Here is a 13,628-nt window from a genome sequence, read left to right as displayed (position 1 = left end):
TCCATACCTGCTCAAAGAGCGACCGCTCTTTGAGCATTATTTTTTTCTTAATACCATGAAAAACATAGACCTGAAAATTCTCGACAACCGCATGAAAGACATGCTGCCAGCTTACGGCACACCTGGCAGCGCTGGCCTGGACCTGCGCGCCTGCATAGATGAGGCCATCACTATCCAACCCGGCCAGACGGTGCTGATCCCTACCGGTTTAGCAATTCACATAGCAGACCCCGGCTACGCTGCCATGATCTTGCCACGCAGTGGCATGGGTCACAAAAATGGCATCGTCCTCGGTAATCTGGTTGGCCTGATCGACTCTGACTATCAAGGCCAACTGATGGTATCGACCTGGAACCGTGGCCAGTCAGAATTCACCCTGCAGCCTATGGAAAGACTGGCGCAACTCATCATCGTACCTGTGTTGCAAGTCGGCTTTAATATCGTTGATGATTTTGGACAGAGTGAGCGTGGCGAAGGTGGTTTTGGGAGTACAGGCAAGCATTGAGACTGTCATTCTTGACAGATCAAGACGCTTATTTTGTTTCTGCAGCTACAGGAAAAATCAGCTTGGCCTCCAGGCCGCCGCCGTCACGATTACTTAATGTGATGGACCCATTTACTGCAAGTGCTAATTGCTGAGCAATTGCCAGGCCAAGACCAGTCCCACCAGTCTTGCGGTTACGCGAATTTTCCACACGATAGAATGGCTGCAATACTGCAGCCATTTCACTATCAGGTATCCCTGGCCCTCTATCCAATACCGACACCGATATCTGTCCTGGCGATATTCTGCCAAGTTGTATCTCGACATCTCCTGCAAATTTCAAGGCATTGTCTATCAAATTAATTATGATGCGCCTGAGCGTATTGGGCCTTGAAGAAAGTATCGTGCCGATTTCCCCACTCAGGCGCACAGCGTGTTGGGCATCCACATAATCACAGACCAGGCTGTCAAGTAAAGCATCGATATCCACGCGACATACTTCTTCTGTGGTTCTTCGTGCGCTTCGTGCATAGGTGATCCCCTCCTCTACCAGTTGCTGCATGGCGTCGAGGTCGTTCAACATTTTTTCTTGTAAACTGCCGTCATCCATTAGCTCAGCTCGCAAACGCATGCGTGTAATGGGGGTCTGCAAATCATGTGAGATCGAAGCCAGTATATGCACCCTCTCAGCCAGATGTTCTTTGATCTGTGCCTGCATGGCATTGAAAGCAGCTGCGGCTCTGGCAACCTCGCTGGGGCCATCCTCTGGAATGGCTTCACCGTGCAATGATGAACCCAGCGTATCTGCTGCCTCAGCCAAACGCTGCAAAGGTCGTGTCGCCTGTTTTACAGCCAGCCAGGTAAACGTGATCACTGCAAGCATTTGAAGTGCGAAGACTAAACCAGCGCCCCAATCTACAGGCCAGACAGTTTTATTAATAATGGCGATTAATACGGCTCCGTCTTTCAATGAGAAATACAAACGCCCCATCTCTCCCGGAGAGATGCCAGCCGAGCTTCTCGCTGCGTAGCTTGTAGCCAGCTCCTCCTTGAGGGGATCAGCCAAACCATGCCGACGATGCGGGTTTGTCCATTTGCTCGTCGATGTTGCCAGGTAATCTGGAGCAACTGTGCTTAACTCATAGCGGTAAGCATGACGCTGCATTTTCTCCATCCAAAGCTTGCGTTCCGATGGCGTGGCCGCGTCAAGAATGGGCAACAGTACTGATAAATCTTTTGTCAGGTAATAATCTGTGCGGGCAATCTGATCTTCATGGATAGAAATGTATCCATATACATTGTTGATAAGATGTCCAAGCAATAAAGCTAATATCCATACAAAAGCCAGGCGTGAAAATAATGAATTGGGCCATATACCTTGCAATTTCCGTTTCAACTCAGTCATGACTGCTCATCCCGGTGTTCTACCGTACTCGAAAAAATATAACCTTCACTTCTCAGCGTCTTGATGTATTGGGGTTCTCGCGAATCGTCACGCAAGCGCTTGCGCAAACGACTGACCAGGATATCGATGGAGCGATCAAAATAATCTGCGTCGCGGTTTTGTGTCAGGTTGAGCAATTGGTCACGCGTGAGTACGCGCTGTGGATGGTCGAGAAAAACCCGTAACAGGCGATATTCGGCACCGCTCAAGGAAACAATCGCGCCACTGTCGTCAATTAACTGTCGGGCATGAGTATCCACGACCCAGACACCAAAACCCAGCATGCGGCCACCACTGAGTTCACGTAATTGCACTGGAATCATTCGGGCACGGCGTAATATAGCGCGTATGCGTGCCAGCAATTCGCGCGTCGCAAAGGGTTTGGTCAGGTAATCGTCCGCCCCCATTTCCAGACCCAGGATGCGGTCTGCCTCTTCATTCTTGGCCGTCAGCATCAAGATCGGCACTGGTTGCACTTGCGTTGCCGTCAACTCACGGCACAGGCTAAGACCGTCCTCATGCGGCATCATCAAATCAAGCACGATCAGATCAATACCGCCAGTAGCAAGTATGCTGCGCATCTGCCGCCCATTGGCTGCCACGCTCACCTTGAAACCACTTTTTTCAAGGTAACGCTTTAATAGATCGCGAATTTCTTCATCATCATCGACGATCAGTAAATGATCTGCTTTCTCCATAGCTTGCTTTATAACTGATTTGTTCATCAAATCGGTGCCTTTTTTCTCCATATTTGTTTCTGGATTGTTTCTGGATTGTTTCTGTTCATCCCTGGAAACACGGCGTTGCAAGAAGTGCCATGCACGGACACACAACAGAAACACCGCAGGAATTAAATAGCTTCAGTCGCAGTTCTGCACAGTATCCCGCTGGCAAATGCGCCTATCAAACCATATGGAAAAAAAAATGCCAATACAAACAATAGCAAGACCATTGATCGTATTAAAAGACATATGTAAAAAATACGAGACTGCATCAGGCGCATTCATGGCCCTTAAAAACATCAGTCTGGAGATACGAGAAGGGGAATTTGTTGCCATCATCGGTAAATCTGGTAGTGGAAAATCGACTTTGATGAACGTCATGACAGGTATCGACCACGTCAACTCAGGAGAAATATTGATAGGTGCTACTGCGGTGCATACTTTAAAACAAAGCGAACTGGCGACCTGGCGCGGTAAAAGCGTCGGCATTATTTTTCAATTTTTTCAACTCCTCCCCACCTTGACCATAGCTGAAAACGTCATGCTCCCCATGGATTTTTGCAATATGTACCTGCCTCGCGAGCGCAGGCCACGTGCCATCACGCTACTGGAAAAGCTGGGGATAGGCAATCAAGCCGATAAATTACCCAGCAGCTTGTCTGGTGGTCAGCAACAGCGCGCTGCCATTGCCAGGGCACTGGCAAATGATCCGCAAATTTTGGTGGCAGATGAACCTACCGGTAATCTTGATACGGAAACGGCAAATAGCGTCATGCAATTATTCGCACAATTGGTGGTGGAAGGAAAAACCGTGTTGATGGTGACCCATGAGCGCGACTATAGCCATTATTTTAGCCGCAGCGTCACCATGGCAGATGGTGAGCTCCGCAATGCAGCAGACCTCATTTCTGCCCCAACTTGCGGGAGGCAATATGTTGCTTAAGCCTCGCTGGATGAAACTGGCGCGCGACGCGCAATTAATGCCTGGCCGTACTGCCATGATGATACTGGCCATCGCTGCAGGTGTGTTTGGTCTTGCCACCATGCTAGTCAGCTACACCATATTGACACGTGAAATCCGGCAAAACTATCTGGCTACCAATCCAGCTTCCGCCACGTTGAGAATAGATAATATCGACGCTCAATTGATGCAGTCAATACGAAATTTCCCTGGCATAGCGGCTGCGCAAGCCAGTGCGAAAGTGGATGCGGGCATACAACTGGCAGATGGTCGTTTGCAAGCGCTCAACTTGATGATCGTCGATGACTTTAAAGAACTGCATATCAATAGCATTTTTCCAGAAACTGGTGCATGGCCGCCACCGCCAGACACACTACTTTTAGAAAAAGACTCCTTGAAGAAGTTGAAACTGAAAACAGGTGATGTGCTGCAATTGAAAATGGCGGATGGTAGCCAACGCCAAATAACTGTCTCCGGCAGCGCACATGACCCGGGCGTGCCCGTACCCAGCATGTCTGCCTTTGCCTACGCAACGCCAGATACCATGGTAGCCCTGGGTATCAGGGATGGTATGCATGATTTGAAAATTACCGTCCGCAATAATCCCTTTGACATCGATGCTATCGAGCAGCTTGCCAGCAGCCTGGCACTTTGGATACAGCAACAAGGACATGTCGTAGAACGCATCAGAATACCGCCACCCGGTGAACATCCGCACCAACTGATCATGACTTCCATATTGGGAATGTTGCTGGTATTTAGTGGCATTGCATTGGTGCTGAGTGCGGTGCTGACCGCGACTATCATTGAAAGTATGCTGGCACAACAAGTGCGCCAGATCGGTGTGATGAAAACCATAGGTGCGCGAACTTCGCAAATCGCTACCTTATATCTCAGCTTGGTATTAATCCTGGCTTTGCTGGCAACTTGCATAGGCGCACCAGCTGGCTTGGCGGCAGGTCGCGCCTTTTCTCAGCAAATTTTAGTGAGTGTACTTAATTTCAATATGAATAGTGGCGCAGTCCCTGACTATGTATATCTGGTACTGATCATGGCTGGAGTACTAGTTCCGCTTTGCATGGCAGTAGTACCTATTTCCAGAGCATGCAATGTAAGTGCGCATACTGCAATGACTGACTTTGGTAGCAAACAAAAATATTTTGCAGAAAAAGCTTTTGGCAAATGGCTATCTCATTTACCTGGACTGGATCGCGGCATGCTGATGTCATTACGAAACAGTTTCAGGAGCCAGGGCCGTTTAATGCTCACGCTGGCTTTGTTAGCGACTGCCGGGGCGATGTTTATCAGTAGTCTTAACGTCAGGAAGGCATCGCAGGAACACCTGGCAGAAGCAGCCGCAGAACGTCACTATGACCTTGAAATCCATTTAAGCAAGCCAGCAGACAAGAATAAAATCATTCGCACTATCGGCACCATCTCTGGCGTGAACCTGGTCGAAGCCTGGAGTAGTAGCTCCGTGGCCCGACACAGACCAGACGGTTTGAATATTGAAAGAACCTATCCTGACGGCGGCCACGGCTCACTCAATGTGACCGCTATTCCCGATGGCAGCAAACTGATCAACCTGACGATGCAAAGTGGGCAGTGGCTTAGTGAAATAAAGAGTAGCGCAGGAAATGGCCTTGATACGGTAGTGTTAAACAACAAGGCACTGGAATCATTTCCCAAGGTGAGAGTCGGCGATACCATTACCCTGGGAGTACGCGACAAGACAGCCAGCTTGCGTGTGGTCGGTATCGCCAGGCAGAAAATGACTGGCGCAATGGCTTACGTCTCACCTGCCACTTACGCCAAATTAACCGACCAGAGTGAGCTTTACAGAAGCTTTCGTGTAGTAATGGATCAGCATGATCCAAAAACGATAGATGCAATCACAAAGCAAATTGAAGCGGCTTTGAGCAGGCAAGAAATACGTATCAGTGTGAGCATTACGGAAAACATGCTGCGTCAGGAAGTTGACGATCACTTTGATCTTCTGGTCAACGCCTTGCTGTTTATTTCTATCCTGATGGCGCTGGTTGGCGTACTTGGCTTAGGCTCATCCATGAGTAGCAATGTCGCCGAACGTACTCGTGAGTTTGGCGTCATGCGCAGTATCGGTGCCAGCCCTGGTGTAGTGATACGCAACGTCATTGCAGAAGCTTTGTTCATCGCCCTGATGAGCTTTGGTATTGCCGTTGCCATGGCGCTGCCTTTGTCAGCAGGCATCAGCGCGTTTTTGGGCAATCTGCTATTTGACGAAGCCTTCCCTCTGGTCATCTCGCAAAAATCTTTGTGGATATGGCTATTCATCGTCACAAGTGGCGCTGTTTTGGCTTCAGCTTATCCGGCCTGGAAAGCATCACGTTTAAGCATACGTGCCAGTTTTGCGCATTAAGCCCTTTAATTCTTTGAAAGTATCATATGAAAAAATCTACCACCATTGCGATTGCCGTCATCGTTTTCCTGATTACTTTATTCATCGCTGCACATCACTTTGATCTGACGCTGATACACAAAATGGTGCATGGCGGTTAGAAACCAGCATCATTGTTGGGGGCCGGTATTGCCCCCACATTTTCTTGCTGAAAAGCCCGAGTAGAATTCCCTTGTAATTAGCGGAAGGATTCCAAAAACAAGTAGTTCCAGATTCAAGCCAAAGTTGCCAGCGCCGCTAGCAATTTGGCTTTCAATTCCTCATTCTTCAATTCCTGCTTCTCCACATCAAAATTCTCATAAAACGTCGGCACAGACAAACTCGCCTTCAACTGCCCGCCAAAGAAAGGCGCCGATCCTGTGGCTGCGGCCAACACGCTGGCGCCACCGCGTGCCCCTGGTGAAGTCGACAGCATGACCATGGGCTTGCCCTGGAATACCTTGCCATTGGCTCGCGAGCACCAGTCGAACAGGTTTTTATACGCGGCGCTATAAGAACCATTATGTTCGGCAAAAGAAATCAGGATGGCATCACTGGCAGCGATCTTGTCCAGAAAAGCCTGTGCCAGTGCGGGCTTGCCCAAGTCAGCTTCTTTATCAACGCTGAATAGCGGCAATTCATAATCATTCAGATCCAGCACTTCAACCTCAGCCCCTGCAAGCAAATTAGCGGCGTAAGTGACCAGTTGTTTGTTAACGGATTTTTTGCTGCTGCTGGCGGCGAAGGCGAGTAATTTCATGATGGTTCTCTGGTAAGTAAAACGACTATTTAAAAAGCAGGCAAACGGACCTGCTCAGTTTTTCAATGGAATCAAATCAATAGGCTTGAAGTAAGCATATTGACCCGGGATGATCTGATAAGTTTGTTTGTATGGCTGATAGCCTTTGGCTTTGATGAGTAACTCATACTCCCCTCCTTTCAGACCAACAAAAGAAAACGAAGACTGGAAGCTATAGTCACGGCCAGCCAGGTAAGCGTCAGCGCCAAGCTCACGCTCCTTGATTTCATCCTTGGCAGTCAGTGTGCGGCTTTCTTTTTCCCCGCTTAGTGTGATGGACTCTATCTGAATATGCTGATGCAGTGCGCGAAAACTACCAGCTGGATTGTCACCAGACTTGATCTCTGCACCTATATAGCCCGCCAGTACCCCTTGCGGCACGAATGAGAATTTCAACTCGGCTTTTTTGCCAGTGGCAATCACTACAGGAATTTTGGCGGGCACAGTTGTAAAACCATAAGCAACGACACTTGCAGTGTATTCACCTGGTGGGAAAGACCCCAGATCTGTGCCGCTATCACGTGCACTCAGAGGCAGAAGTATTTTTTCACGCTTGCTATCGGTCGGAGTCAGTAACAACAAGGGGTCAGACTTGGGTACATTTCCTTTCACTTCATAAGCAAAAGCAACGCTCAAATTGCCGCTACTGTCCTTGCCTGCTTGCCTGGCATTTTTTTTGTCAGCGGCAGCAAGTACCGCAGTGTATTGACGAAAAGCCTCGGGTGAAGACAAGATACCAACATGACTTTCATTGAAGCCCTTGACCATCCTGGCATCTGCCTGCGCATCTGCCCGTAACTCACTGGCCAGCGTAATGCTGCCGTCGGTATTGGCAGAATGCAGCAGGCTGTAACTGCCACCATGGCCAAAGAACAGGTAATAATCCAGATCAGGCGGCAGTGGTTTCTCAAACAGGGTTTGTACGAAACGACCTTTGGACTGCATGTCATTCCATGATGGCACTACCACCGGCGAATAGCGGACACCATTATCAGCCATGGTGTCACCACCCCAAGGCGTGGACAATGAGACAAACAATTTGATTGCCGGAAATTGCGCGCCGTAATTACTCAGGAAAGAACGGACGACCATCCCGCCCATACTGTGCGCAGTAAAATAAATTTTATCGAAGTGATAGCGTCGCTGCAGATTCGCCAGCTTCCAGTAAAGCAGATACGACATGGAATCAAGCGAAGCACCGGACGGATAATAAAAGAACCAGGGCTGATACTTGCTGCGGTCCAGGTGCTCAAAAAAATATTTCCAGTCTTGCGGTGAACCTGCGACACCATGCACAAACAGGATAGGCGTTTTGGCTGGATCATATTTATCCAGGAAATAAATATTGCCACCGGCCTTTTTAAAAAAATCTACTGGTGCCCAATAACCACTCTTGCCAGATTCAGCCGAAAATATGGGTTGCTCCAGTTCAGCAATCGCACCCACCTGTGTACTATGCAACTTGGCACTGGCTGGTGCTTCAGCAATCACCGTTCCTGTCGGTACAGCAGTTTGCGCCGCAGAAGAAATCACGAAATTGAGTTCAGCGACCAAACCAGTACCTGTAGCCTCAATTGATGGCGACACATATTGCCCAACCGGCTCGCCAGCATCCAGCCTGAGGTTAGCATTCGCGTCACCAAAGGCAAATACACTGTACTGCCCTTTGGGTACGATCAATTCATAGGCACCGGGTTCATGCAGCACAGTGTAGTGGGCGATTTCCAGTCTTCCATCACGTTTTGTATACGCGGCGACCACTACAGGTTTATCCCAGGGTGCATCAGTGGATACAGTACCGACAAATACCGTTGATGAATAAAAAACTTTTGCCTCGTCATTCAATTTGACGAAAGAGCAGGCATTCAAACAACAGAAAATTATCCCGCCAATAAGGTACTGTAACGAGCGCCCCATCATCTCGAACAATCTCTCTGTGCTGGAAAACAGTCTTGATTGATTCATTATCCGAAACTGCATGTTTACTGTTTCCCAATGAGATTTTTGTCGCATCAATATGAAGATGCATAAGATGAAACCCGCGCAGTACATACCATACGGGATCAATGACACCACCAGCAGGTTTAGCGCTTGAGGTCTGGTGCGTGAGGTTTGGCGCGTACCATCAAAAATTATATCAAATATAATAGTTTGAATTGATTTTTTTGCAGTGCAATACAAAGTACTTGCTTTGGATTTAGAATCGATAGCAAATGCAAAATAATTTTGTCACTTGCTATTTTTGTCGATGACATTATCAAGCGACTATTCTTAAAAACGCTTTTGAAAAAGGAATTACACATGAGCGTCATCAGTCTGACCATACCCGCACGCACAAAAGACCTTGGCGGCTTTACTGTCGGGCGCATTTTGCCATTTGCCAAACAGCACCTGGTTGGCCCATTCATCTTCCTTGATCATATGGGTCCCGCACAATTCACAGCCGGGCAAGGCATGGATGTACGACCGCACCCGCATATAGGTCTGGCGACTGTCACTTACCTGTTTGAAGGCAGCATGTTCCATCGTGACAGCCTGGGTACAGAACAAGAGATCTTGGCAGGCGCAGTCAACTGGATGACTGCAGGTCGCGGCATCACTCACTCGGAACGCAATAGCGATGCACAGCGAGCCCAGACACGCACTGTGCATGGCCTGCAAAGCTGGGTGGCCTTGCCGAAAGAATCTGAAGAAGTTGAGCCCTCATTTCATCACCATGCGGCAGAAAGCCTGCCTGCATTTGATATCGGCCAGGTTGCGCTGAAACTCATCGCCGGTTCTGCTTATGGACACACTGCACCCGTCAAAATTTTTAGCCCCCTGTTTTATGTCGAGGCAAAAATGCCTGCAGGTACGCAATTGCAGGTACCAGCAGAATATGCGGAACGCGCCCTGTATTTGATATCAGGCCAAGTGAGCATAGGCAAAGAAGTGATACAGGAACGCACCATGCCAGTCTTTGTTGAGGGTGCAATCGTGACCATTACGGCCACCAGTGACGCCCATCTGGTGTTACTGGGTGGAGCAAACTTGCCTGAGCATCGCTATATTTTCTGGAATTTTGTATCCACTTCAGAAGAACGCATAGAGCAGGCAAAAGCGGACTGGAAGGCCGGGCGCTTTGCCAAGGTCCCGGGCGACGACGAATTCATTCCATTACCAGAATAGGGAAAATTACATGTCAAATCAAACCATCTCCGCCCACGTCGTAGAAACAGGCGAAAACGCCTTTGCCGTGGACATCAATGTCTCAGGCCATTTAATTAAAGGTGACGAACCGCTGGAAGCTGGTGGCGGCAATCTGGGCCCTGCCCCTTTTGATTTGCTGACAGCTGCGCTGGGTGAATGCACCGCGATGACTGTGCGCTGGTATGCCAGCCAGCATCAATGGCCATTGGACAAGGTTGAAGTCAAGTTGACTCATCACAAGGAAGGTGTACAGGATATCTTCAAGAAGCAAGTCATACTGCATGGCGCAGAACTGACTGAAGAACAACGCACCAGACTGATTGCCATCGCCGCAAAATGCCCGGTACATAAAACCATCACCAGCTCACCCATCATAGAAACCAGCGCAGGCTGACAAAGCAAAAGCCCGTCTCAGTTCAATCCGATTGAACTGAGACGGGCTTTTTGTTTTTACAACTACTTTTTCATTTTGCGGCTGCGCCCTGCCGATTCGCGCAAGATGGTGTAACTCCAGTCATCGATATGCGCCCCCACAGAGACGCGGAACATGTCGCCATCCCCTTTCATGCGCTTGCCCGAGGCTACATGCTTCTTACTGACGTCGCTACGTTCGTAGACATCAACCTCAACCTCATTTCCTTCCAGTGCGGCCTGGGACAGAACTGCGTCTATGGTTTTAGTTGTATATTCAAGTACATATGTGGGTAGTGTCAGGCCTGCCATACTTGTCTCCATTACGCGAAAAGCGTACAACCATTAATGAAAAACCCCGGCCAGAGCCGGGGCAGACAAGGGTGGAATTATTCGACTTCGACCACCTCTTGTGATGCCTCTGGTGGGGTGGCGTCGCCTTCAGAAAACTCCAGTTTGACCTGGTCTTTATCATCAAGGTCGACAATCACACGTCCGCCTGTCACCAGCTTACCGAATAAGAGCTCATCCGCCAAGGCTTTACGTATCATATCCTGTATCAAACGTGCCATAGGACGGGCACCCATCAAAGGATCAAAACCTTTTTTACCGAGGAACTTGCGCAGATTATCAGTAAAGGTTGCTTCGACTTTTTTCTCATGCAATTGCTCTTCGAGCTGCATGAGGAATTTGTCGACCACACGCAAGATGATCTCTTCATCGAGTGCACGGAAACTGATAATCGCATCCAGACGATTACGGAACTCAGGCGTAAACATACGTTTGATATCAGCCATTTCATCGCCAGCTTCTTTGCTGTCGTTGAAACCGATAGAACGTTTTTGCAAACTTTCTGCTCCCGCATTGGTCGTCATGATGATAATGACATTGCGGAAATCTGCCTTGCGACCGTTGTTATCTGTTAACGTGCCATGATCCATCACCTGCAACAAGATGTTGAAAACATCAGGATGCGCTTTTTCAATTTCATCCAGCAGCAATACGGCATGCGGCTTTTTGGTGATGGCTTCAGTCATCAAACCACCTTGATCAAAGCCCACATAGCCCGGCGGCGCACCGATCAGACGGCTGACGGCATGACGCTCCATGTATTCAGACATGTCAAAGCGGATCAGCTCTATACCCAGGGTAAATGCCAGTTGCTTGGCGACCTCGGTTTTGCCCACACCAGTAGGACCGGAGAACAGGAAGGAACCGATAGGCTTGTCAGTCTTGCCCAGGCCTGCGCGCGCCATCTTGATAGATGATGCCAATGCTTCAATCGCAGGTTCCTGACCAAACACCACATTCTTCAAATCGCGTTCTATGGTTTGCAGCTTGCTGCGGTCATCCTGATTAACAGTCTGCGGCGGAATACGGGCGATTTTCGAAATGATGTCTTCGATATCGGCCTTGCCTATGGTTTTCTTTTGCTTGGACTTGGGCAAAATACGCTGCGCAGCACCAGCCTCGTCGATGACATCAATTGCCTTGTCAGGCAAATGGCGGTCATTGATGAAACGGGCTGACAGTTCTGCCGCCGTCGTCAGCGCAGATGCTGAATACTTGACGTTATGATGCTCTTCAAACTTGGATTTCAAGCCGCGCAAAATTTGCACAGTTTGCTCAACCGTTGGTTCGTTGACATCAATCTTCTGGAAGCGACGTGCCAGGGCATGGTCTTTTTCAAAGACGCCACGGTATTCTGTGTAAGTCGTCGCCCCTATGCACTTCAGTTGTCCACTGGACAAGGCTGGTTTCAAGAGGTTGGACGCATCCAGCGTACCACCCGATGCTGAACCAGCACCGATAATGGTATGGATTTCATCAATGAACAAGATACCGTTAGGTGTGTCCTTCAACTGTTTGAGCACACCTTTGAGACGTAACTCGAAATCACCCCGGTATTTGGTACCGGCCAGCAAAGCACCCATGTCCAAGGAATAGACAACGGCATTATTCAAAATATCTGGCACATCACTTTGGGTAATGCGCCATGCCAAACCCTCGGCAATGGCCGTTTTACCAACACCGGCCTCACCCACCAGCAAAGGATTATTTTTGCGACGGCGGCAAAGAATCTGGATCACGCGCTCAACTTCATTGTCGCGGCCAATCAGCGGATCAATCTTGCCTTCAGCCGCAGCCTTGTTCAGATTCTGAGTGAACTGATCAAGCGGATTTTCCTTGGCTTGTGCTTCAGCCTGGTTTTCTTCCGTGCCTTCAGGTGATTTTGGTACTTCGTTATGGCTGTCTTTGCGCACACCGTGCGAAATAAAGTTGACCACATCGAGGCGTGTTACGCCCTGCTGATGTAAATAATACACAGCATGAGAATCCTTTTCACCGAAGATAGCCACCAGCACATTTGCGCCAGTGACTTCTTTTTTGCCATTCGATGCTGACTGCACATGCATGATGGCGCGCTGTATCACCCGCTGAAAACCAAGTGTAGGCTGGGTATCAACCTCATTGGTGCCAGGTACGGTGGGGGTATTATCAGTAATGAAATTACCCAGGGTTTTGCGCAAATCCTCAATATTGACCGCGCAGGCTCTTAGCACCTCCGCAGCAGAAGGGTTATCCAGCAAGGCGAGCAACAGGTGCTCTACCGTGATGAATTCATAACGAGCCTGCCTGGCCTCCACAAAAGCCATGTGCAAACTAACTTCCAGTTCTTGCGCAATCATACTTCCTCCATCACACATTGCAGGGGGTGTCCTGCCTTACGAGCGTGCGTTAAAACGAGTTCCACCTTGGTCAGCGCAATATCCTTGGAATAAACACCACATATCCCTTTGCCATCCCTGTGCACTTTGAGCATGATCTGCATGGCAGTCTCACGATCCTTATTAAAATATTCCTGAACGATCGCCACCACAAACTCCATAGGAGTGTAGTCGTCGTTGAGTAAAATTACCTGATACATGGAAGGCGGTTTTAACTTCTGCGCCTGTCGTTCCAGTATCGTACCGTTTTCTTGCTTGTTTCCCATACGTATATTCTAGTACGTTGATTCATTTCAGAGACAAATAATAAGCGAATAAAAACGGCTTAATTTTCTCCTTGGTCAATGTTACGCGCTTTCTGCTTTATTCGCAGATGGTGATCAATTCCTTTAGATCAAGTTTCAACAGCAAAACTATTTCTTCACATCAAATATAGCGGTATTTTCTTGTCATTAAGTAAAAATACAACAGTA

At 48.7% G+C, this 13,628-nt stretch carries 12 protein-coding genes; 5 read left to right on the top strand and 7 right to left on the bottom strand.

Annotated elements, in window-relative coordinates:
- Positions 1-55 precede the first annotated feature (55 nt).
- Positions 56-505: a dUTP diphosphatase gene (dut, locus tag ACO0LD_RS15450; protein WP_423008309.1), complete on the top strand. Its 450-nt coding sequence runs from the start codon at positions 56-58 to the stop codon at positions 503-505.
- Between the two features lie 28 nt (positions 506-533).
- Here the strand turns inward: dut and ACO0LD_RS15445 are convergent, their stop codons facing one another.
- Both ACO0LD_RS15445 and ACO0LD_RS15440 read right to left on the bottom strand, forming a co-directional pair.
- Positions 534-1,889 (bottom strand): ATP-binding protein, encoded by a 1,356-nt coding sequence (locus ACO0LD_RS15445; protein ID WP_423008307.1) that lies wholly within the window; start codon positions 1,887-1,889, stop codon positions 534-536.
- Positions 1,886-2,626, bottom strand: coding sequence for a response regulator (locus ACO0LD_RS15440; RefSeq protein ID WP_423008428.1), 741 nt, complete (start codon positions 2,624-2,626; stop codon positions 1,886-1,888). The genes ACO0LD_RS15445 and ACO0LD_RS15440 overlap by 4 nt, the downstream gene beginning before the upstream one ends.
- A 307-nt stretch (positions 2,627-2,933) precedes the next feature.
- Between ACO0LD_RS15440 and ACO0LD_RS15435 the strand changes: the two genes are divergently transcribed.
- Both ACO0LD_RS15435 and ACO0LD_RS15430 read left to right on the top strand, forming a co-directional pair.
- Positions 2,934-3,593, top strand: a complete 660-nt coding sequence (locus tag ACO0LD_RS15435; protein ID WP_423008305.1) for an ABC transporter ATP-binding protein — start codon at positions 2,934-2,936, stop codon at positions 3,591-3,593.
- A complete protein-coding gene (locus ACO0LD_RS15430; protein WP_423008303.1) occupies positions 3,583-6,009 on the top strand; it encodes an FtsX-like permease family protein in 2,427 nt (808 codons plus the stop codon). Before ACO0LD_RS15435 ends, ACO0LD_RS15430 begins: the two co-directional genes overlap by 11 nt.
- 253 nt (positions 6,010-6,262) lie before the next feature.
- On the opposite strand, the gene ACO0LD_RS15425 is transcribed toward ACO0LD_RS15430, so the two are convergent.
- Both ACO0LD_RS15425 and ACO0LD_RS15420 read right to left on the bottom strand, forming a co-directional pair.
- Positions 6,263-6,787, bottom strand: coding sequence for an NADPH-dependent FMN reductase (locus ACO0LD_RS15425; protein ID WP_423008301.1), 525 nt, complete (start codon positions 6,785-6,787; stop codon positions 6,263-6,265).
- Positions 6,788-6,841: 54 nt separating this feature from the next.
- Positions 6,842-8,791: a lipase family alpha/beta hydrolase gene (locus tag ACO0LD_RS15420; protein WP_423008299.1), complete on the bottom strand. Its 1,950-nt coding sequence runs from the start codon at positions 8,789-8,791 to the stop codon at positions 6,842-6,844.
- A gap of 336 nt (positions 8,792-9,127) precedes the next feature.
- Between ACO0LD_RS15420 and ACO0LD_RS15415 the strand changes: the two genes are divergently transcribed.
- Together ACO0LD_RS15415 and ACO0LD_RS15410 are read left to right on the top strand one after the other, a co-directional pair.
- Positions 9,128-9,994: a pirin family protein gene (locus ACO0LD_RS15415; protein ID WP_423008297.1), complete on the top strand. Its 867-nt coding sequence runs from the start codon at positions 9,128-9,130 to the stop codon at positions 9,992-9,994.
- A 10-nt stretch (positions 9,995-10,004) separates the two neighbouring features.
- On the top strand, positions 10,005-10,409 hold the full coding sequence (locus ACO0LD_RS15410) for an OsmC family protein (protein WP_423008295.1): 405 nt from the start codon (positions 10,005-10,007) through the stop codon (positions 10,407-10,409).
- Between the two features lie 62 nt (positions 10,410-10,471).
- On the opposite strand, the gene ACO0LD_RS15405 is transcribed toward ACO0LD_RS15410, so the two are convergent.
- The 3 genes from ACO0LD_RS15405 to clpS all read right to left on the bottom strand — a co-directional run bounded on the left by ACO0LD_RS15405 (position 10,472) and on the right by clpS (position 13,421).
- Positions 10,472-10,738: a hypothetical protein gene (locus tag ACO0LD_RS15405; protein ID WP_423008293.1), complete on the bottom strand. Its 267-nt coding sequence runs from the start codon at positions 10,736-10,738 to the stop codon at positions 10,472-10,474.
- A 77-nt stretch (positions 10,739-10,815) separates the two neighbouring features.
- Complete coding sequence (clpA, locus tag ACO0LD_RS15400; protein ID WP_423008291.1) at positions 10,816-13,116, bottom strand: ATP-dependent Clp protease ATP-binding subunit ClpA; 2,301 nt, start codon at positions 13,114-13,116, stop codon at positions 10,816-10,818.
- Complete coding sequence (clpS, locus tag ACO0LD_RS15395; RefSeq protein WP_110257372.1) at positions 13,113-13,421, bottom strand: ATP-dependent Clp protease adapter ClpS; 309 nt, start codon at positions 13,419-13,421, stop codon at positions 13,113-13,115. Before clpS ends, clpA begins: the two co-directional genes overlap by 4 nt.
- Between the last annotated feature and the right edge of the window lie 207 nt (positions 13,422-13,628).

Origin of the sequence: Undibacterium sp. Ji83W (assembly GCF_049340385.1) — a bacterium.
Classification (GTDB): Bacteria; Pseudomonadota; Gammaproteobacteria; order Burkholderiales; family Burkholderiaceae_D; genus Undibacterium.
This window is presented reverse-complemented; position numbering and strand designations above follow the sequence as displayed.

Bases quoted from the DNA above. Each gene is read 5' to 3' on its own strand.
- dut (WP_423008309.1), top strand. From the start codon at position 56: ATGAAAAACATAGACCTGAAAATTCTCGACAACCGCATGAAAGACATG.
- ACO0LD_RS15445 (WP_423008307.1), bottom strand. From the start codon at position 1,889: ATGACTGAGTTGAAACGGAAATTGCAAGGTATATGGCCCAATTCATTA.
- ACO0LD_RS15440 (WP_423008428.1), bottom strand. From the start codon at position 2,626: ATGGAGAAAGCAGATCATTTACTGATCGTCGATGATGATGAAGAAATT.
- ACO0LD_RS15435 (WP_423008305.1), top strand. From the start codon at position 2,934: ATGGCCCTTAAAAACATCAGTCTGGAGATACGAGAAGGGGAATTTGTT.
- ACO0LD_RS15430 (WP_423008303.1), top strand. From the start codon at position 3,583: ATGTTGCTTAAGCCTCGCTGGATGAAACTGGCGCGCGACGCGCAATTA.
- ACO0LD_RS15425 (WP_423008301.1), bottom strand. From the start codon at position 6,787: ATGAAATTACTCGCCTTCGCCGCCAGCAGCAGCAAAAAATCCGTTAAC.
- ACO0LD_RS15420 (WP_423008299.1), bottom strand. From the start codon at position 8,791: ATGAATCAATCAAGACTGTTTTCCAGCACAGAGAGATTGTTCGAGATG.
- ACO0LD_RS15415 (WP_423008297.1), top strand. From the start codon at position 9,128: ATGAGCGTCATCAGTCTGACCATACCCGCACGCACAAAAGACCTTGGC.
- ACO0LD_RS15410 (WP_423008295.1), top strand. From the start codon at position 10,005: ATGTCAAATCAAACCATCTCCGCCCACGTCGTAGAAACAGGCGAAAAC.
- ACO0LD_RS15405 (WP_423008293.1), bottom strand. From the start codon at position 10,738: ATGGCAGGCCTGACACTACCCACATATGTACTTGAATATACAACTAAA.
- clpA (WP_423008291.1), bottom strand. From the start codon at position 13,116: ATGATTGCGCAAGAACTGGAAGTTAGTTTGCACATGGCTTTTGTGGAG.
- clpS (WP_110257372.1), bottom strand. From the start codon at position 13,421: ATGGGAAACAAGCAAGAAAACGGTACGATACTGGAACGACAGGCGCAG.